The sequence below is a fragment of the Roseobacter denitrificans OCh 114 genome (assembly GCF_000014045.1).
In the GTDB taxonomy this organism is placed as follows: Bacteria; Pseudomonadota; Alphaproteobacteria; order Rhodobacterales; family Rhodobacteraceae; genus Roseobacter; species Roseobacter denitrificans.
Genome location: NC_008209.1, coordinates 144418 through 163551, shown reverse-complemented (window position 1 = coordinate 163551; position 19134 = coordinate 144418). Strand labels below are relative to the sequence as shown.

At 55.0% G+C, this 19134-nt stretch carries 18 protein-coding genes and 1 pseudogene; 8 read left to right on the top strand and 11 right to left on the bottom strand.

What is annotated here, in order from left to right:
• Positions 1-5 precede the first annotated feature (5 nt).
• The gene (locus tag RD1_RS00760; RefSeq protein ID WP_011566518.1) at positions 6-1343 is read right to left on the bottom strand and encodes a flagellar hook-length control protein FliK; all 1338 of its coding nucleotides are present in this window, start codon (positions 1341-1343) and stop codon (positions 6-8) included.
• 116 nt (positions 1344-1459) lie between these two features.
• Between RD1_RS00760 and RD1_RS00755 the strand changes: the two genes are divergently transcribed.
• From RD1_RS00755 to RD1_RS00730, 6 genes are all read left to right on the top strand, one after another.
• A complete protein-coding gene (locus RD1_RS00755; protein WP_044032857.1) occupies positions 1460-1741 on the top strand; it encodes a rod-binding protein in 282 nt (93 codons plus the stop codon).
• Positions 1734-2093 carry a flagellar protein FlgN gene (locus tag RD1_RS00750; protein ID WP_011566516.1) on the top strand — a complete coding sequence of 120 codons (360 nt, stop codon included), beginning with the start codon at positions 1734-1736 and terminating at the stop codon, positions 2091-2093. Before RD1_RS00755 ends, RD1_RS00750 begins: the two co-directional genes overlap by 8 nt.
• A 208-nt stretch (positions 2094-2301) precedes the next feature.
• Complete coding sequence (locus tag RD1_RS00745) at positions 2302-3552, top strand: flagellin (RefSeq protein WP_011566515.1); 1251 nt, start codon at positions 2302-2304, stop codon at positions 3550-3552.
• Positions 3553-3622: 70 nt separating this feature from the next.
• The gene (gene flaF / locus RD1_RS00740; RefSeq protein ID WP_011566514.1) at positions 3623-3994 is read left to right on the top strand and encodes a flagellar biosynthesis regulator FlaF; all 372 of its coding nucleotides are present in this window, start codon (positions 3623-3625) and stop codon (positions 3992-3994) included.
• The gene (flbT, locus tag RD1_RS00735; RefSeq protein ID WP_044032856.1) at positions 3991-4395 is read left to right on the top strand and encodes a flagellar biosynthesis repressor FlbT; all 405 of its coding nucleotides are present in this window, start codon (positions 3991-3993) and stop codon (positions 4393-4395) included. Before flaF ends, flbT begins: the two co-directional genes overlap by 4 nt.
• Positions 4395-5183: a DUF1217 domain-containing protein gene (locus RD1_RS00730; protein WP_044032855.1), complete on the top strand. Its 789-nt coding sequence runs from the start codon at positions 4395-4397 to the stop codon at positions 5181-5183. The genes flbT and RD1_RS00730 overlap by 1 nt, the downstream gene beginning before the upstream one ends.
• Positions 5184-6064: 881 nt before the next feature.
• Here the strand turns inward: RD1_RS00730 and RD1_RS00725 are convergent.
• A protein-coding gene (locus tag RD1_RS00725) for an IS3-like element ISRde2 family transposase (RefSeq protein WP_076611555.1) occupies positions 6065-7179 on the bottom strand; the annotation gives its coding sequence in 2 pieces (ribosomal slippage) (positions 6065-6924 and positions 6924-7179; 1116 coding nt in all).
• On the opposite strand from RD1_RS00725, the gene RD1_RS00715 reads away from it, so the two are divergent.
• The gene (locus RD1_RS00715; protein ID WP_011566511.1) at positions 7126-8178 is read left to right on the top strand and encodes a hypothetical protein; all 1053 of its coding nucleotides are present in this window, start codon (positions 7126-7128) and stop codon (positions 8176-8178) included. The genes RD1_RS00725 and RD1_RS00715 overlap by 54 nt on opposite strands.
• Before the next feature lie 96 nt (positions 8179-8274).
• Positions 8275-9495, top strand: a pseudogene (locus tag RD1_RS00705) (IS3 family transposase).
• A 195-nt stretch (positions 9496-9690) separates the two neighbouring features.
• On the opposite strand, the gene RD1_RS00700 reads toward RD1_RS00705, so the two are convergent.
• From RD1_RS00700 to chlG, 9 genes are all read right to left on the bottom strand, one after another.
• Complete coding sequence (locus RD1_RS00700; protein ID WP_011566508.1) at positions 9691-10086, bottom strand: hypothetical protein; 396 nt, start codon at positions 10084-10086, stop codon at positions 9691-9693.
• On the bottom strand, positions 10083-11171 hold the full coding sequence (gene flhB, locus RD1_RS00695) for a flagellar type III secretion system protein FlhB (protein ID WP_011566507.1): 1089 nt from the start codon (positions 11169-11171) through the stop codon (positions 10083-10085). The genes RD1_RS00700 and flhB overlap by 4 nt, the downstream gene beginning before the upstream one ends.
• Complete coding sequence (locus RD1_RS00690; protein WP_011566506.1) at positions 11168-11938, bottom strand: flagellar biosynthetic protein FliR; 771 nt, start codon at positions 11936-11938, stop codon at positions 11168-11170. Before RD1_RS00690 ends, flhB begins: the two co-directional genes overlap by 4 nt.
• A complete protein-coding gene (gene flhA / locus RD1_RS00685; protein WP_011566505.1) occupies positions 11935-14019 on the bottom strand; it encodes a flagellar biosynthesis protein FlhA in 2085 nt (694 codons plus the stop codon). The genes RD1_RS00690 and flhA overlap by 4 nt, the downstream gene beginning before the upstream one ends.
• A 2-nt stretch (positions 14020-14021) precedes the next feature.
• Positions 14022-14732 carry a transglycosylase SLT domain-containing protein gene (locus RD1_RS00680; protein WP_011566504.1) on the bottom strand — a complete coding sequence of 237 codons (711 nt, stop codon included), beginning with the start codon at positions 14730-14732 and terminating at the stop codon, positions 14022-14024.
• A gap of 462 nt (positions 14733-15194) precedes the next feature.
• Positions 15195-15725, bottom strand: a complete 531-nt coding sequence (gene idi, locus RD1_RS00675) for an isopentenyl-diphosphate Delta-isomerase (RefSeq protein WP_011566503.1) — start codon at positions 15723-15725, stop codon at positions 15195-15197.
• Positions 15722-16900 carry a geranylgeranyl diphosphate reductase gene (locus tag RD1_RS00670; protein WP_011566502.1) on the bottom strand — a complete coding sequence of 393 codons (1179 nt, stop codon included), beginning with the start codon at positions 16898-16900 and terminating at the stop codon, positions 15722-15724. The genes idi and RD1_RS00670 overlap by 4 nt, the downstream gene beginning before the upstream one ends.
• A gap of 4 nt (positions 16901-16904) precedes the next feature.
• Entirely contained in the window at positions 16905-18203 is a 1299-nt protein-coding gene (locus RD1_RS00665) for a BCD family MFS transporter (protein ID WP_011566501.1), read from the bottom strand.
• Positions 18203-19102, bottom strand: coding sequence for a chlorophyll synthase ChlG (chlG, locus tag RD1_RS00660; RefSeq protein WP_011566500.1), 900 nt, complete (start codon positions 19100-19102; stop codon positions 18203-18205). The genes RD1_RS00665 and chlG overlap by 1 nt, the downstream gene beginning before the upstream one ends.
• Positions 19103-19134: the final 32 nt, after the last annotated feature.

The following is a 19134-nucleotide window of genomic DNA, read 5'->3' as shown; positions in this document are numbered from 1 at the left end:
TATCCTTAAAGTCGAATGTCCACGCCAGTCTGCGCATTCAGGGTTGTGTCGTTGGACTCGGCGGTCTCCTCCGCTTGCAACAACTCTAGCTGTGTGGCTGCCGCACCGTTTCGCTCGTCCGAAGTTTCAGCAAAACCCTGCTGTGTTTCTCCTTCGGAGAATGCAAAATTTATGTCGTTGTACCCGATCGCCTGAAACTCACGGACGAGTTGATCAATGTTGCGACGCATCAAATCCAGTGTTTCCGGACGTTCGGTGACAATGGTTACAGTGATTCCAGCCTCGGCCGCGGAAATGTTCATGCGAACACGACCCAGTTCTTTTGGATTCAGCGAAATTTCAACGGGCCGGTCTGGCAGTTTTTGTAAGGCTTCTGCCATTTGCCGCGCAATCGCCGTGGGCGTTTCTGCACGCGCTAAAAGCTGGTTCAGCGGCGTTGTCGAAGTAGAAGACGCGCTGCGGGTTTCAGCTGCACTCAGCGCTTCGATACTCAGTGCGCTTGTTGAATCCAACGCCATTTTTTCCTTGCCGATGTCGATCTTGGAAAGGGCTGTCAGCGGCATCAATTTTGCGGTTTGCGCAGGACTGGAGACCATCGGAGGCGCTGGTTGCGCTTGAGAATCAGAACGCAGCGATACTGCGCGCGCTGCCAATTCGTCACTGAGTTTCAACGACTTGAGTTTCTCCGATGGTTGCTCGCCGGAGATCGGAGCACTCACCAAAGCGGTTGCTGTATTCGCTTGTTTCAACACCGATGTGCGTGGCGGTTGTGGGTCCACTACCGCGCTTTTTTCAGCATTTCCTGCCATGCCCGGCGAAGCCGACAGCGCCGCGTTTTCAGCAGCCTTGGCCGTCACAAAAGCCTCTGCGGCCGAGGTTGCTGAAACCGCTGTCTTTGTCACGCCCGGCTTTTGGGCCGGTTGCGCCGCATCCGCTGGCATTGTCGGCGCAGATTCTTGCATATTCGCGCGTTTAGCACTGCTTAAATCAGTTGGGGATGTCTTGCTTTCCGCCTCTGGCGTTTTCGCCGCCTTGCTGCCTTGCGCAATGGCAAAGGCCGGTTGCTCTTCTACGGTGACATCACTGTTTTGCGCATTCGGCTCCGGTGCGGTATCCGGAGAGGTGTCATCACTGCTCTTCGTTTCCGCTTCATCGGCTGATTGTTGATCAGCGGCCTGTGATTCGTCGGTTTGCTGCTGTTCAGTCCCTTCAACATCATCGCCGGTTGCGGCATATTCTTCGTCGAATGCTTGTTCTTTTGAATCTGCATTCTCGATCTTTTTGTTTTGGGCCGTCTTGCCCATCTGCTGGGGGGCTGTCTGTGTCGTTAGTATATCAAGCATGGCGCCTCCGGGAGTTCTTCCACGTTTCTGCCACTGTTGTTACATAGGTTGGTTACCGCTTCTTTACTGGTCTCGTGCAATATCGCTGAAAGTAATTGCAATTGGAGCTAGTTAGAATGACAGAGCTTTCATCGGTGGCGGGCAAGCCATCCAATCCGGCAGCGCGCAACGATAAGGCGCTGCGAGAAGCTGCCAACAAGATGGAGGCGAGCTTCCTGGCAGAAATGCTCAAATCAGCAGGTTTGGGTAAATCAAGCAGTGAATTTGGCGGTGGCGCTGGTGAGGATCAGTTTGCATCCTTTCTGGTCCAGGAACAGGCCATGATGATGGTGAAAGCTGGCGGGATCGGCCTGTCCGAAGCGCTTTTCGAATCCCTGAAGGAGAAGAGTAATGAGTAATGTAGTAGGTAGCGATGTTATCGGCGCGTTGGATGATGTGCTTGAGAAAGAACGCGAAGCACTCTTGAGCGGTAACCTTGAGGCAATCGGTCGCTTGCTGGAACAAAAAGAAGCGCTGATCGAGGAGTTATCTGTGCTGGAAGAAATCGAAGCTAAAGCCCTGCATGACCTTACCGGAAAAATGAAACGAAACCAGGACCTGCTTGATCATGCACTGGCGGGCATCCGGTCAGTCGCAGGGCGCCTTGCTGCAATGCGCCGCGTGCGCAGTTCTCTGGACACCTATGATGCCAACGGGACCAAGCGCTCTGTAGATATGACAAATGACACGTCATTGGAAAAGCGGGCTTAAGCCGGATTTGCTTAAAAACGAGCATACTCAAAACAGAGCGCTTTAGAACTCATTAGGGTTTTTCGCGGCATAGTGTTCATGCATCCGAGGTCGGGTGGCGCATTGCCTGATAGTGGGCGAATGCATTGGTCAGAAAGACATATTTTGCCTGGGGTCACTTCCCCGGGCGTAATCCACGCAAAGCGTGATTGATCAAAGGAACATGCTTATGTCAAGCATTCTTACCAACAACAGTGCAATGGTGGCATTGCAAACTCTGAAGTCCATCAACAGCGATCTGGGCAAGATTCAAAGCGAAATCTCAACTGGTAAAACAGTGGAAAGCGCCAAGGACAACGCCGCAACCTGGGCGATTTCCAAGGTCATGTCATCGGACGTGGAAGGTTTCAGGGCAATTTCTGACTCTTTGTCTTTGGGCCAGTCCACCGTAGGTGTGGCATTGGATGCGGCTGAGGGCATCACCGACCTGTTGACAGAGATCAAAGGCAAGATCGTCAATTCTCAAGAAGAGAACGTTGACCGCGGTAAGATTCAAACAGATATCGTGGCGCTTCGCGACCAGATTTCGAGCATCGCCGGCGCTGCTCAGTTCAACGGTCTTAACCTGCTCAGCAATACTGACAATACAGAAGGCTCCGGTACAGCAAGCATCCTGTCTTCGCTGGATCGTGCAGGCGACGGGACCATCTCTCCAAGCAACATTGACGTATCCAAGCAGGACCTTGGCACAGGGGCTGCAGAATTTGGTGCTACTGCAGTAGCAAGTGCGGGCGATCTGATTGCAGTCTCAGCGGCGAGTGCGGTCGGCCCAGCCGGCGCAACTCCAGTGATCAGCTTCACTGCTGATGGCGCAGCAGGTGGCGCATCCTATCGCATCACGCTGACTGGTGCGGCAGCAAACGAATGGGGAACAACTGCGGTTAACTTCGAGTATGTAGCGCGGGATGGCGATACAGAAATGGACGTTAGCAACAACCTGCTGAAGCAAATGAACGATTATGCTACCGCCAATGAATTCACCAATACAACGTTCACGCAGGACGCAACAACAGGTGCAATCACCGTTGCCAACACCGGTGCGGCTGCGGACACACTCGGGGTTGCTGTTGCTGAAAATCTCGACGGCACAGCAGCGGGCGGTCTTGCCGCACTAGCTGACATCGACGTATCAGACGCCGATGGTGCTGCAGCCGCTTTGGCTTCGATCGAAGGGCTAATCCAGACGTCTATTGACGCGGCTGCTTCGCTTGGTTCCGATGGAAAGCGCATCGAAACCCAGAATGAGTTCGTCGGTAAGCTGATGGATGGTCTGAAATCCGGTATCGGTTCTCTTGTCGACGCCGACATGGAAGCGGCATCCGCCAAGCTCCAGGCTCTGCAGACACAGCAGCAGCTTGGTGTTCAGGCTTTGTCGATCGCCAATCAGGCACCGCAGACAATCCTGTCTCTCTTCCGCTAAAACTATTTCAGGGGCGCGAACATTCGCGCCCCTGATCCCAATTCTCTGAAACTTTCATGAAGGTTGCAACGTGAACTCATTTGCTCAGGCTCAACGCGCTTATGCGCCAACACAGGCCCCGATAAAAACGGCGCGCAGCACTGAGTATGAGGTGATCGCACGCATCTCGCACCGCATGAAACGTGCAATGCAACAAGACGATTTCCCAGCCTTGGCAGAAGCTTTGCATGAGAATAACAAATTATGGACAACGCTGGCCATCGATGTAGGAAATCCCGACAATCTTCTCCCCGATGAATTGCGCGCAAGGATTGTTTATCTGGCGGATTTCACACGGCAGCATTCTCATAAAGTAATGCGCAAGACCGAGACAGCAGTGCCTTTGCTGGAAATCAATGCAGCGATTCTCAAAGGACTAAAACACGAGGTATCAGGCAAATGAGCGGATTGGTTTTAAAGTTAAGCCCGAAGGAGCGCGTGCTTATCAACGGTGTCGTAATTGAAAACGGCGACCGCCGAAGCCGCCTTGCCATTATGACGCCTGATGCGCATATCCTGAGGCTAAGAGACGCAATCCACCCAGAGGATGCTAAAACGCCCGTACGCCGCGCGTGTTTCGCAATGCAGTTGGTATTATCCGGCGACAAAAGCCCCGATGATGCTCACTTGCCTTTGTTACGTCAGATAGAAGAGCTGAGCCAAGTTTTTACAGATCCCGATAGCCGAAACGTATTGGCTGATGCAACGCGTGGACTGGTCGAAGGGCAACATTATCGAGCACTCAAGGCCTTGCGAGCACTGCTGCCCCGAGAAGATCGGTTATTGGCAGCGCGGCCTAACTGATGTTTTCTCCAATAATTCCATCCACCGGCCTTACCGGTTGGCGGTTTCTGCAGCGGACCTACGACAGTCAGTTTGCAGCTTTTAATCAGTCGTCGCAATTGACGCGTGCAACAGAATACTTTGAAGAGAAAATCACTAGTATTAATTCGGCCGAGGAGCTCGTGTCTGACCGTCGTCTGAGAGAGGTCGCCTTGGGCGCATTCGGGCTTCAGGACGATATAGACAACCGTTTTTTCATCCAGAAAGTGCTCGAAGAGGGTACGACCAATGAAGATTCGTTGGCCAACAGGTTTTCAGATAGTCGCTACAAAGACTTTTCAGCCGCTTTCGGTTTAGGGCAGGGAGAAAGATCGAAGGTCCAAGACCCTGGTTTTGCGGAAGATATAATTGCAAAATACCGAGCAAACAGTTTTGAAATTGCTACCGGGAACCAAGACGACTCCATGAGGGTTGCCCTATTTGCGCAACGCGAAATGCCTGTTTTGGCAACAGAAGATACTTCTAACGACGCCAAGTGGTTTGGGATCATGGGGCAGCCTCCCTTGAGGGCCGTTTTTGAAAAAGCCTTGAACCTGCCATCGGCCTTTGGACAGATTGATATTGATCAGCAATTGGTGGTGCTTAAAGAACGCTCTCGCGCGGTTTTCGGTACTGACGAAGTAAGCCAATTCGCAAGTGATGAGGCCGTACAAGACCTGATCACGAAGTACATAGTCCGTTCGCAGCTCGATAGTTTCAATGCAACTACTTCATCGGCTTCGATCGCTTTGACTTTGTTGCAATCCTGAAAACGTGAGTGTTGGCTTGATGGCGGTTTGCACCATCTCGTCAATAGGTTCTCTGAATCCAGAAGCGCTCGCGAAAATTCGGACGAGGAGTTGAGGTCAATCGCGTGGCGAAAGAGGTGATCTAGAATGAAGAAGCGAAAGAACCACTAGCTAGAAGCTAAAGACAAGGTTGCGCTTGAGAGGAGGCGCGTTCAGGATACTGACGTCGGAATAGGTTGAAAGTGGATATGCGGATTTACTGAATATGGAGCAGAAGCGCCAACCACGCCTTTACAAATCCGGAGGCATCTCATTTCAACGGTTTAGGTTCTGATCATCATGCCGCTCTCGATGTAAGGGTGCCATTCAACAGCGCTACAGCTGACAGTCCTTCAGATTTTTAGCTGACTGATTTTCCCAATTTCTGGTTGTTTTTGTGCGCCTGAGAACCATTCAGAACAAGTCCACCTCCACGGGAAAAAAAGTATCTGAGCACTAAGGACAGTATGCGACCCAGTCAGAACATAGTGAGATAACTTTGGGTTAACCATTTATCTGAATATGTTTTTGAATTAAGAAAGATGGATCAAACGAGGAGAGGGCGTCCGGGTACAGTTGCGGCTCAGCCAATATTGTTTTGGGATGAATTCGCCCGCCAGATTAACGACAATGAAGGCAATCAGTCTAATTGCAACTGGACACAAACCCGTCTGTCGAGCCGGTTTGGTCTGTGTCGCAGCGCTCTCTTTCGGCACGTCATCCGATGCCAACCCAGACATCGTTGATGACAACATTTCATCTGTGCGTACGACGCAGGAAAAAACCGACTTTGGCATCGGGAGCGGCTCTGTTCTGGCTGTGCCGGTACCTTTCTCCAATTGACCTGCTCCCCTGAGAGTCCGCTACTTTAGGTTAGCACTGTTCAGGTTTTGGTCTTCCTTTGACCGTTGGTGATACTCCCACGGCGTGAGCCCGTCGAGGCTCGAATGTGGGCGGTAGTGATTGTAGTCGCCGCGCCATGCCGCAATCATGCGGCGGGCATGGCGCAAAGACGGGAACAGGTGTTCATTGAGGCATTCTTCGCGCATTCGCCCGTTGAAGCTTTCGACAAGACCGTTCTGCATCGGCTTTCCTGGCGCGATGTAGTGCCAACCAACTTTGCGGTTTTCCTGCCATTTCAGCATCGCATTGCTGGTCAGTTCTGTGCCGTTGTCTGAGACCACCATGCAGGGATAGCCACGGAGTTCTGCGATGCGATCCAGCTCACGGGCAACACGCGTGCCTCCGATGGATGTGTCCACCACAGCGGCCAGGCATTCCCGGCTGAAGTCATCGATCACATTCAAAACCCGGAACCGGCGACCATCCTCCAATGCATCCGACATGAAGTCGAGTGACCATCGCTGGTTCGGCCCCTGCGGGATCGCCATAGGCGTCCTGGTGCCCACAGCACGCTTGCGCCCGCCCCGTTTGCGAACGGTTAACCCTTCTTCGCGGTAGAGCCGGTACAGCTTCTTCCAGTTCACTTGCCATCCCTCGCGCTTCAGTAGGATATGCAGACGGCGATATCCGAACCGTCGCCGCTCGGACGCCAGTTCCTTCATCCTGGCCCGCAATTCCGTGTCGGCGGGGCGCTTCGACCTTCGCCGATAAACACGCGGATCGATCCCGGCCAAGGAACAGGCCCGTTTCTGATTGTAGCCCTTGGTCTTCATGGCCCAGTTCACAGCATTCCTCCTCGAACCGGGCCTCAGAAGTTTTTTCCGAGCATCTCTTTCAGCGTCGCCACGTCCATCATCTGCTCGGCCAGCATCTTCTTCAGTTTGGTGTTCTCGCTTTCAAGCGTCTTGAGCCGCCGTGCGTCGGACACTTCCATGCCGCCATACTTGGATCGCCACTTGTAAAAAGTCGCATCGCTGATCCCATGCTTGCGGCACAGCTCTTTCGCGCCAAGCCCGGCCTGGTGCTCTTTCAAAATGCCAATGATCTGCTCTTCGCTGAAACGGCTTCTCTTCATCGTCTGTCTCCTCAGTTGGAGAACAGGCTAACCAAAATTCGAGGACTTTTCAGGGGAGCAGGTCACAATCCGGCAATCGGGTCCGGTCTCTCCCTTGGTGCAGGATATCTCTTTCAGCTTTCACCAGAGGCTGACACATCCTTTATCGGCCTTGGCACAATGCGCTCAGACAACGGAAGTGAAGCTTACGGGGCTGCTGCAAACTTGAGTTTTGGAAACGGATGGGGTTTCAACATTGCCTTGGCCAGAGCGGAAATGCGCTACGATCTGTTCTTCGACGCTACGAAACTGCCAATCGAACAAGATGGAGAATTGGTGTCGGGCGGCCTTTCATATGCGGTCTCGCGACAAAGCACTATCGGTATCAATGCCCGATATCTGAACACCACAATCGGCTTAAGAACTTCTGACACCCCCATTCCGGACGATTTGCTGCCTGATCTGGAATTGGAGTTGGGTACTTTGGGTTTGACCTATGAATGGGACTTGCGGGACGACGGCGATTATCCAACTGACGGATCGCTTTTGACGCTGGCGTTCAGCCGTGGGTTTTCGCTGGCCGACACATCGCGCAGTTATGATTTTGCATCAGCAAACTTCGACGTCTACAGAACCGTCGGTTCGGAAAAAGTCGTCGCTGGCAGAGTGTCGGCCTGCTCGGCTTCGTCGAACGCACCGTTCTTTGACCAGTGTTCCATTGGCTTTACGGATGGTTTCAGAGGCTTCACGCCAACTCAGTTCTACGACACCCGATTGATTTCCTTGCAGGCCGAGTATCGCCAACGACTGGGAAGCCGGTTCGGGTTTGTGGCATTCGGCGGTGTCGGCTGGACTGGAGAAACCTTCAATGCTCTGACAGATAACGGTGACCGTATCGCCGGAGGTGTGGGTTTAAGGTATCGCGTATCAAAACAGTTCCCGGTCGATTTGTCCGTCGATGTGTCGACCAACAATGATGATGAGGAATACTTATACATCTATGTTGGCCAGCGATTTTAGAGCGCCCGACGTAATCCCTGAAACATCAAGTATTACGTAACACTCTGAAGTTAGGCCAGAGAGGTGTTAGTAATCCGTCCAAGCAAAGGATGGAATATGAAATGCAGATTTAGTGACGAGCAGATCATTTGCATGATCAATGAGTTCGAGACTGGCATGAAAGCGCAGGAACTGTGCCGGAAGTATCGGATCAGCGACGCCACATTTTACAGGTGTAAAGCTAAGGGCGGCGGCATAAATATGTCTGGTGCAAAGAAGCTGAGAGCTTTGGAAGACGAAAACAATCGTCTGAAACGGATGCTTGCGGATGCGATACTGGACAACGCCGTGCTTAAGTATCTTGCGACAAAAAACTACTGACGGTTTGGTATGAGGCCGCCATCGGCTCGAGGGCCATGCCGGACACGTGAAGCGCAGGGCCGTGTCGGATGTTATGGACCGGTACGGCCTGTCTGAACGTCGGACGTGTGAGTTGACTGACGTCCATGGATCGGTCCTTCAGTACAAGAAGCAGGATCAGGGTGATGAGGCCCCTCGTAAGCGGCTGCGTTAACTGGCGAATAAGCGTCGCCGGTTCGGCTAGCGTCTTTTGGGCATCTTGCTGGCGAGGGAATGCTTTGAGGTGAACCACAAGAAGCTGTTCCGGCTCTACCGCGAAAAAGGGTTGGCAGTCCGTCGCAGGCGGTCGCGCAAGCGGGCTTTGCGAACACGCAGGCCAATGCCGGTAGCGGATCGCGCTAGTAAACGCCGCCTCTCGGCAGATTTTGCGTTGCAAAATCGCCTGCCGGGCAATGGGATCACTGGACTTCGTGTTTGACGCCTTTGCAGATGGGCAACGGTTCCGGGTGTTGTGCATTGTGGATGATTGTACGCGCGAAGCGCTGGCAACGGTCGTGGATCGTTCCTTGTCCGGGGCAAGGATGACCCGTGAACTGGAAAATCCGATCCGACGGCGCGGTCAGCCTGACATGATCGTCTCTGACAACGGAACTGAAATGACATCCCATGCTGTACTGAGGTGTTGCAAGGACACTGGCGTCGGCTGGCAATACATTGCGCGAGGAAAGCCAATGCAGAACGCCTTTGTGGAAAGCTTCAACGCTATGCTGCGCAACGAACGTCTAAATGAACACACCCTCGGCAATCTCGCCGAGGAAGATTATTGAAAACTGGAGGATCGACCGCAACACAGAACGACCACACATATCGCTTGGCGGGCTGCCACCAACCGTCTACGCTAATTTCAACTGTGCCACCCGGCCTGCCTCGCTTGAACTCCGCAAGGGCTCCCCTCAGCAGGCATTGACCGCAACCTAATCACGAGAAAGAAACAAGAACGGATTCTACACCTGAGCGGCACGGATCAGGGTGCTGGTCCTCTCCGCACAAGCGCGTCGAGTGCTTGAGCAATTTACAGGCGCCGCCAGACGCGCATGCCCAAACCAACGATGAAGACTGTAAAAAACAGACCCGCGAACACTCACTATGACAGAGGAAGCCTTGAGGGGCAGGTCAAGACCCCTTAATTGCTGCGGCCAATAACCTTGCCTGCGTTTGAGTGCGCTCAGTGTTTTTTAATGTCGAATAAAGTTCACGGCTTACGAGCAGTCTTCCATAGTCCTTTTTGACATTGACCAGCAGCGTTTCCTTTTGCGCCAGAACCTGCGCCAATTCCAAATTCAGTGATTTTTTGCTGCGCTCAACCCACGACTGCCAAATGACGTCGGCGCCAATGGCTTGCATATTCTGGTGCTGGTCCATTTGCGAATTGCGCAATTGGGTGTCCAGTTTTTTGAGTTGCGCGCGCAGTTGTTGTTCCTGCTGGAGCACAGCCAGAAACGCGCCCTGTTTCTTTTTGAACTTCAGCTCAAAGACTTGTTGTATCGTTTGCAGCTGCTGCTTGCTCAAGTCACTTTCCCTTTTGATTGTTTTCTCATGTTTTCTGCAAACCTGATGGCCGCCGCGACAGCCTTGTAATGCTCCGGAGCGATCTGATCTCCGATATTGGTCGTGGCATGCAGCGCTCGCGCCGCCGGTGGGTCACTGTGAATCGGAACCGCGTTTTCTGTTGCGATTTCACGAATGCGCAATGCAGTTTCATCGACGCCTTTAGCCACACATACAGGGGCCTGTCCGGGAGTTCTGTCCCATTTCAGCGCAACTGCGAAGTGTGTCGGGTTCACGATAACGACATCTGCGGCGGCGACTTCGACGGCGACCTGCGTGCCAGCCAGAGATTGAGCGCGTTGTCGGCGCTCCTGTTTCATGTACGGATCACCCTCGCTGTTTTTCGTCTCATCCATGACTTCTTTGCGCGACATTTTGTTTTTGCGCAGGTGCTCGAAATGCTGCCATATCGCATCTATGCCGCCAATGATCGCTGACACGATCACAACATAAATCAGGAATTCGATGCAGATCTTGGCCAGCAGAATAACCGTGTATTGCGGCGTGGTTTGCAGGGCGGCGACCATCTCGTTTGTGCGATGATACAGAAACACGGCCAATATGGCGGAGTAGATTATCAGCTTTGAAAAGCTCAGGACAAACTGGAATAATCCCGTCCGCCCGAATTTGTTTTTCGCATTTGAAATTACGGAAATTTTTGACAGTTTCGGTTGCACCTTGGTCGGGGCAAAGACAATCCCCCGCGTTGCAAACAACACCAACATCACGGCCAGCGCAGGATATACGAAAATGGGCAGGAGCGCTGAGCCAGTTGACTGAATGATCCCCCGCGCAGGAACGGTTCCAGCGCCCTCAAAAAACAGCGGCGCGATCTGTGCCGATTGGCCAATGATCACAGCCATCGTCGATCCCAGTTCCAACAAGCCACTTTCGCCAAACAAAAGAAGCGCGAGCAGAAAACCTGCATAAGAGGCGGCAGTCAGAAGTTCAGTCGAACGCGCAATTTCGCCTTTTTTTCGCGCCTCCAGCAGTTTCTGTGGTGTCGCCTCAAAAGACTTGTCTGCCTCTTCGTCAGGCGCGCTCACGGTAATACTCCGAAAGGATCTGCCAGATAGCGATCCATCGCGCCCAACCAGACGGTCAGCATATATGGCGCTGAAATCAGTAAGAGCGCCAACCCACCCAGAGTAATCACCGGGGCACCGACGAAAGCGACCATGAGCTGCGGCATCGCCCTGTTAATTGCACCCAGCGCAAAATTGTAAAGGACTGACAGTATGACGAATGGCGCGGCCAGGGTGAAGGCCAGGGAAAAGGCATGCGCAACCTGGCTTGTCCCCCATTCCGAGAGGTCGGCGGCATTGGCGAAACGCCCGACAGGCATGAAATCATATGATAATATGATCAGCTGGGCGACTTTGACATGTAGGCCGGCCATGACCGCCAGTGCCAAACCGGCGATGACAAGAATATACCCCATTGCTGGCAGGGGATCGACTGCGGCCCCTCCGAGAACCTGCGATAGGGAGGTCGATTGCGCCGCGATCGACCCGGCGGTTTGTAATGCGAGTACGAAGAGACGCAGACCAATACCGATCGCCAGCCCGGCAACCACTTCGGTGAGAATGACAAATGACACCGCGCCAATCGATCCCGGCGCAGGGATGATCGGCAAGGCCGGTGCCACGATCACAGTGAATGCCAGAGCCGCAGCGAGTTTGACGCGGGCGGAAAGTGTCTGCTCGCCAAAGGCGGGTAAAACAGCGGCCAAAGCGGCCACGCGACAAAACACGACAAAGCCATGCCAAATGGCCGAGTTCAGGAATGGAAAGAACTCCTGCAGTGCGATCACTGGGCGACGACTCCAACCAAAGAGGGGCGCGCATCCAGTCCGATTTCTTCAAATGAGAAAACGGGATTGTTGATGCCTTTGGCGCGCATGACTGTCTTCAGGAAACGGCGGCGCTTCGTGTTTGTAACGAGCGCTGCGTTTATGCCGTTCTGGTTCGCCGTCTGCAGTTTTTCCGATACATTTTCCGCGAGCTTGTTGAACAAGTCTGGTGGCAGGGCAATGTCCAAACCTCGATCTGCCTCGACCTGATACATGGTGAACGTATCTTCCCATTCCGGCGCGAGCTGGATCAGTGGCAGCGTCCCATCTTCTCGACGCATTTCAGCGACCAGTTGGAAGCCCAGGCGCTGACGCACATGTTCGCAAATTGCTTCGACCTGCGAGTTTCGCCCGCGCGCTTCCGCGGTTGCTTCAAGGATCAGTGGCAGATTGCGAATGGAGACCTGTTCGTCCAGAAGCAGGCGCAATACCGAATGCAAAACGTCGATCGGCACCTTGTCCGGTATCATTTCATCCAGAAGTTTACGATTTGCCTCCGCCCGCGCGGGGTTCGAGATATTGGTCATCTCTGTAAGCAGTCGCCTCAGTGATTTCAGTGTCAGCAGGCGGCTGAAGTTGCGTTTGACGGTCTCCAGCAGATGTGTCGCGAGGATTTCCGCGGGCGTTACCAACGTCAGACCGTCCAGAGCAGCGCTTTCCTGATCCTTTCTGTTGATCCAGCGCGCCGGTGCGCCATAGACCGGTTCGTTCGTATCTGTGCCGCTTGGCAGATTTACCGGGTTTTCCGGGACAAGCGCCAATACCTGATCGGGGTTCAGTTGCGCTCTTGCCTGCTCAACGCCTTGTATTTTCAAAACATAAGTACCAACTGGCAGTCCGGCATTATCGGTCAGACGTATTTCGGGCAGGATCAAACCGTAAACGGTCGCCACATGTGTTCTCATATTGGAAATGCGTGCGTCGAGACCCGTGCCGGGATCCAACACCATGTTGACCAGGTCTTGGGAAAACTCCACGTGGATGTCATCAATTTCAAGAATGTCGCCCAAGACGGCCTCTTTCGGTGTCTCGCTTTCATCTTGCAAGGCCAGCACTTCCTGCGGCTCCGCCTTTTGCTTTACATGCAGACGGTACGCCACAAATCCGAGCGCCAGACTCCCCACGATGAAGGGCACAAACGGCAGCCCCGGGAAAAAGGCAAAAAGAGCCATCAGAACGCCAACGGTGGCCAGAGCAGAAGGATGCCGTCCCAACTGCGCGAAAACCGCAAGGTCTGTTGCACCCTGTGCGCCGCCGCGCGCCAAGAGAAGAGCCGAGGCAATGGAAATGACGACGGCGGGAATCTGTGATACCAGCCCGTCACCGACCGTCAGGATTGCATAGGTTTCGAACGCCTGCCCAAGCGGCATTCCATGCACGGCGATGCCCATGATCAGTCCTGCAACCAGATTGAGCAAGGTGATCAAAAGACCCGCAATTGCGTCGCCTTTCACGAACTTTGACGCGCCGTCAAGGGAGCCGAAAAACGTCGTTTCCTGTTGTTCGCGCTCTCTGCGCTCTTTGGCTTCCGTGTGCGTAATGGCGCCCGCGGCCATATCGCTGTCGATGGCGAGTTGTTTGCCGGGCATACCGTCCAATGCGAAGCGTGCGCCGACTTCCGCCATGCGCGTGGCCCCTTTTGTGATGACCATGAAGTTCACGATCAGCAAAACAGAGAAAACCACCAATCCAAGGAACACGCTGCCCCCCATCACGAATTGCGCGAACCCCTCAATGACTTCACCGGCGGCATCAGTGCCCGTGTGCCCCTGTCCAATGATCAGTTTGGTTGATGAGACGTTGAGGGACAGCCGCAGCATCAAAGATGCGAGAAGAATCGTCGGAAAGGCCGAAAAATCCAAAGGCCGTTCGATGAACAAGGTCACGGTAAAAATCAGGATTGCCAAAGCGAATGATGCGGCAAGCCCGGCGTCCAATACCCAGGACGGGACAGGCAGGATCATCATGACAATCACCGTCATCAGAGCGATCGCCAGCAGGATGGTGGGGTTGAACAGGGCCTTGACGGTCAGGTTTTCCATCTTCAGTTCTTTCTGCCGGAGGAAACGAGCAGGTTGCCTCGGGATGAAGCCGCCAACGGAAACAAAGAGCCTCGCGTTGAGTCGGCGGGTTGACCAATCAGCAATGGAAATGAGTTTGCTTTCGTTACGCTTTGTTTTTGCGCACCGCTCAGCCTGCCCGTCTGGTCAAGCTGCTCCAGAATTGGAATGTACTTTGCAAGATAAAGGTCGGAATGCTCTGTATTTCGTGAATGATACGCGCCGGCGGCCTTGGTCCAATCCTCAAACTCATTGTAAAGAGAGGTCAGAAAATTCGCGGCATAAAGCGCATTTTTGTACGGGTTGAACATCTCCTGAACGGATGAAAAGTTCGCCCCATGCCATTTGTAGTTTATCTGAAAACAACCGATGTCGATGTTGCTCACGCCGCGCTGACGGTTCAAGCCAACGTATTCAATGGCTTCTTCAGCCGAGGAGAACCTGACCCCGCGTCCTTCTGAATTTACCGTCCAGGGCCAGGGGGCAAACTGGTCATCCACCGTGATCCCGCTTTCAGTCCTCGCGATGGCTTTGAGCACGCTCAAAGGCACATCCGAACTGCGTGCTGCTTGAACAGCAGCTTGGTCACAGACATGTCGTGCGGCAGAATTTTGCGTTGATGCTTCTGCCTCAAAAGCAAATCCCGACGAAAGAAAAACCCAGAAAAGGTAAACGAAACGTTTGCAGTTGTGCATTGAGCCTCCGAGCGCCGCGTTCTGCGGTGTCCGAGGGTTATGGGAATTGCGTTTATTTTGAGTAACCAAAACAAATTAATTCAATACCCGGAGGTCGTCGCTCATCTGTGAGGTGTTCAATGACGCCAATAGCAAGGTGCAAGACGCAATCTGATATGAAGCAGCGAGTACCACGCTCATTCCGATATCCGGGAGTCTGCATCGTACTGCCTTTGCACAAGGCGCAAAACCATTACCCGGTCCCGCTTGGGCAGGGCGATAGTGCAAAGCTGCAAGCGCTTGGATTTTTACAGGAATGCCGCTGTCACAGACGAACGGTCGATGAAGTCTGGAAACGAGGCGTTCCACGCCACCGCAGTCTAAAGCGTCATGTGAAAAACCTCGATCACGTTACGCTGCCAGAAACCAAAGATTTCAACGCGTTACATGATGCTTGATGTTTGAGGTATTTCGTCAGACGCTTTAAAGCAGGGCAAGTTCCCCGAAAATCGTGGCCGCGTGATCCCTCAGGTAGATGCGAAGCCATGGCGTATATCTGTCGGGGTGTTGCGCGACCTGATCGACCAGATCATCAAAGTGCACCCATTCGACTGCCATGACCTCATCCGGATTCGGCAACACGACGAGGGTTTCATCCGCCTCCGCGACAAAGACGTCGACCACTTCATGCTCAATCAAGCCGCCGCCCACATCCGCGCGGTATTCGAGGTGATGGCGGTGTTGAGGGATCAAGCCGCGCACCCCAAGCTCTTCATCCAGACGGCGGATCGCGCAAACCTCGGGGGCCTCATCCCATTCGGGATGCGTGCAACATGTGTTCGTCCACAGCCCCGGCGTATGGTATTTGCACATGGCGCGTTGTTGCATCAACACCGCGTCCCCCTTGAGCACAAAAACCGACACGGCTTTGTGGCGCAGCCCTTTTACATGGGCCTCTAGCTTTTCAACGGATGTCAGCGTGCCATTTACCCAGGCCGGGATCATGATCGTCATACGCGCGTCGTTGCCACAAGGCCTGTCAGATGCGCAAGGTTTTTTATCCCGATCTTGAGGTGGGCCATGGGCCGGGCGCGCACGAGCTTCTTGTTCATATAGGCTTCGAACGTGAGGCGCTGGACGTCCACATCATGACACAGCGACACGAAACGCTCGCGGCGTTCGTCGCTGCGATAATAGGCGTTCTGCATGGAGCCGAGGACCCTGAACACCATCTTGTGCTCTTTCATGAACAGCTGACGCGCCAACCGCAGATCCTTCACACGGCCCGATGCCAGTGTTGCGGCACAAGCGGTTGCCGCCACGCGCCCCCCCACCATCGCGTAATAGATACCTTCGCCGGAACTGGGGGCCACGACGCCTGCGGCATCCCCTGCCAACAGCACGTCCTTGCCATTGTCCCAGCGGTCGAGCGGACGCAAGGGGATGGGTGCGCCTTCTTTGCGGATGGTTTCACAGTCGGACAGCCCGGCGGCATCGCGCAGAGCGGCGGTGGCTTCCTTGAGGTTCACGGATGAGAGTTCCGTTCCCATGCCGACACTCGCGCTGTTGCCATGGGGGAAAACCCAGCCATAGAAATCCGGCGAAATCGCCCCGTCATAGATCACGTCACAGCGTTCCGGATCATAGATCGCGGATTTTGGCGGTGCCTTGATGATCTCGTGATAGGCAAAGACCAGCGGCACCTTGTCCGCATCCTTGACCTCGGCCAGCCCGACGCGTGATTTCGCGCCATCCGCACCGATCACCAGCTTGCAGGGCAGTTCGCGTTCCTCCTGCGTGGCCTTGTCGCGGTAGATCACGACCGGTGTGCCCTCGGGCCGTTCGATCCGCACGAAGGTGCCGGTGAAGTAATCAGCCCCCGCATCGGCCGCGCGTTGGCGCAGGAACGGGTCGAAATCCTTGCGATCCACCATGCCGACAAAGCCATTTTCAATCGGGATATCCACTTTGCGCCCCGTGGGCGAAATCATCCGCGCGGTGTTGACCTTGGCCAGCAGCTGATCATCACCGATGTGGAAATCCTGCATCAGTCGTGGTGGGATCGCGCCACCACAGGGCTTGATCCGCCCTTTGCGGTCCAAAAGCGCAACCCTGTGCCCGGAGTGAACCAGATCAAGGGCGGCTGTGGCCCCCGATGGGCCTCCGCCAATCACAACTACATCATACATCCGTTTATTCTCCCGGCATCATGGCGGGCCGCGCGCGTGCGTCCGCGTGAGGTGAAGTCAGCCGCAGGGCGAGCACCGCTGCGACCAAGAAAACAAGTCCTTCAATGGCAAACACACTGCCATAGGCGACCGCGTCCTGAGAGGTGATCCATCGCATCAGATCAACCATGGCCGTTCCCGCAAAGGAGCCGAGGCCAAAGGCAATGGCCTGTGCCGCGCCGAAAAGCCCCATGCGGACCCCTTCGCTCCCGCCGCCGCCCTCGCGGGCCAGACCCATCATCGCGCCGATCGCGGCCACGGCAAAGGCGCCATTGGCCAGACCCAGCACAAAGATATTCGCCCCAATCGGCCAGCTTGCTGCGTGCAGACCGCCATAGGCCAGCCCGACGAGCGAGACACCTGACAAAAGGCAGCCGCCCACAACCCAGACCCGGGTCGGCACAATGAACCAGCGTGCCAGCACTGTCCCGCCGAGCAAAACCGCGATCATACCCATGAGGGCACCTGCGTGGTGCATGCCTCCCAATTTGGTGCTTTCCCCGACGGTCAGGCCAAAGACATGGCCTGCGAAGGGTTCGAGGATTAGATCCTGCAGGTTATAGGCCAGCATCGAGGCAAAGACGAAGATCGTGAAAATACGCACCCTTGGGTCAACCCAAAGCTCGCGCAGAATGGCGCGGAAATTTCCGTTACGTTTTTCAACGACGCGCTTTTCGCCGCGTTCCTGACCCCAGATGCCAAGGCAGGTCAGCGTCAGCGCGACAGCCGACACACCCAGCGTCACCGCAACGAGGCGACCATGCGAGTAGGGATCAAGAAGCTGGCCTGCGGTGATCCCGGTCACTGCAAGCCCGAAGATCATCATGATCCAGACAAGGCTGCCTGCCGGTGCCTGTCGCTGCGCACTCACACGGGTGGACAGCAGCGCCAGCAGGTTCGTACCCGCCGCCCCGATGCCAAGCCCGATCAGCAGAAACGACGGGATAGCGGTGGCAATACCGGCCCACGCGATCCTTTCCATCAGCCCGACGGAGAGCGCTGCGCCAATCGCGCCTGCAGCCAGCAAAGCCACTCCACCGATGACCCAGGGCGTGCGTTGACCGCCCTGATCCGCACTATGGCCAAAGCGCGGGCGCAAAAACTGCGTGCCGTAATAAATGGAAACCAATAGCCCCGGCAGAATCGCGGGCATCGCCAGTTCAACCACCATGACCCGGTTCATGGTCGCCGTGGTCAGCACCACAATCGCGCCCAGCGACATCTGCACGAGGCCCAGCCGCATAATCCCGAACCAACTGAGCATCAGGCGAGCCCCCTTAGTGCAAAGGCTGCAATCATCATGCCACTGATATAGAGCAACACGCCGGTGCCATTATACCATGGCGCTTTGGCCTTTGGATCCTTGAACATGATCGTCATGGCCCAGAACTGCACAAACAGCACGGCGCAGACCCCGGCAGCGTGCAGCGGCTTGCCCCACGAAAACAGCAGGAAGACGACAACCACCTGCGGGGCGGACATGACGGCGCAGGCAACCTGCGCTGCGCGTTGCGGGCCAAGGGTGACGGGCAGGGAGTTGACACCCATCTGCCTGTCACCTTCCAGGGCCTTGAAGTCATTCAATGTCATAATGCCATGCGCGCCGATACCGTAAAGGACGGCAATCACGATGACGGGGAGGCTCGGCGCGCCCGCACTCAACACGGCAGCGCCTGTAAACCATGGTAGTGTCTCATAGCTCAGGCCGACCAGCCCCGGACCCCACCAGCCGGACCGCTTGAGCCGGACCGGTTCGGCGGAATAGGCCCAGGCCGCGAGCACGCCGACAACCGTCGCGCCAAAGCCCCAAGGGCCGAGTTGCCAGCCGACGCCAAGCGACAGAACCGACATGGCCAGCGCAATCCAAAGGCCCCAACGGCCCGGGATGCGACCCGACGGGATCGGCCTGTGGGGTTCGTTGATGGCATCTACATGGCGGTCGCACCAATCATTTGCAGCCTGGCTCATCCCGCAGACGATGGGACCGGCCAGAACGACGCCCAGTAAGACCAATGTCCAGTTCCCGACCGGCGACACACCGGAGGAAACAACACCGCAAAGATAGGCCCACATCGGCGGAAACCATGTGATCGGTTTGATCAGCCGCAGCGCGGCGGCGGGCTCGGGGAATCGACGGGTATGTATGCTATCAGTTACAGCCATGTGTAAACTATGCCTTACACTTTGAGTCGGTG

Coding starts and splice junctions, on each gene's coding strand:
- RD1_RS00760 (WP_011566518.1), bottom strand. CDS start 1,343: ATGCTTGATATACTAACGACACAGACAGCCCCCCAGCAGATGGGCAAG.
- RD1_RS00755 (WP_044032857.1), top strand. CDS start 1,460: ATGACAGAGCTTTCATCGGTGGCGGGCAAGCCATCCAATCCGGCAGCG.
- flbT (WP_044032856.1), top strand. CDS start 3,991: ATGAGCGGATTGGTTTTAAAGTTAAGCCCGAAGGAGCGCGTGCTTATC.
- chlG (WP_011566500.1), bottom strand. CDS start 19,102: ATGGCTGTAACTGATAGCATACATACCCGTCGATTCCCCGAGCCCGCC.
- RD1_RS00750 (WP_011566516.1), top strand. CDS start 1,734: ATGAGTAATGTAGTAGGTAGCGATGTTATCGGCGCGTTGGATGATGTG.
- RD1_RS00670 (WP_011566502.1), bottom strand. CDS start 16,900: ATGTATGATGTAGTTGTGATTGGCGGAGGCCCATCGGGGGCCACAGCC.
- RD1_RS00730 (WP_044032855.1), top strand. CDS start 4,395: ATGTTTTCTCCAATAATTCCATCCACCGGCCTTACCGGTTGGCGGTTT.
- RD1_RS00745 (WP_011566515.1), top strand. CDS start 2,302: ATGTCAAGCATTCTTACCAACAACAGTGCAATGGTGGCATTGCAAACT.
- flhA (WP_011566505.1), bottom strand. CDS start 14,019: ATGGAAAACCTGACCGTCAAGGCCCTGTTCAACCCCACCATCCTGCTG.
- idi (WP_011566503.1), bottom strand. CDS start 15,725: ATGACGATCATGATCCCGGCCTGGGTAAATGGCACGCTGACATCCGTT.
- RD1_RS00680 (WP_011566504.1), bottom strand. CDS start 14,732: ATGCACAACTGCAAACGTTTCGTTTACCTTTTCTGGGTTTTTCTTTCG.
- RD1_RS00665 (WP_011566501.1), bottom strand. CDS start 18,203: ATGCTCAGTTGGTTCGGGATTATGCGGCTGGGCCTCGTGCAGATGTCG.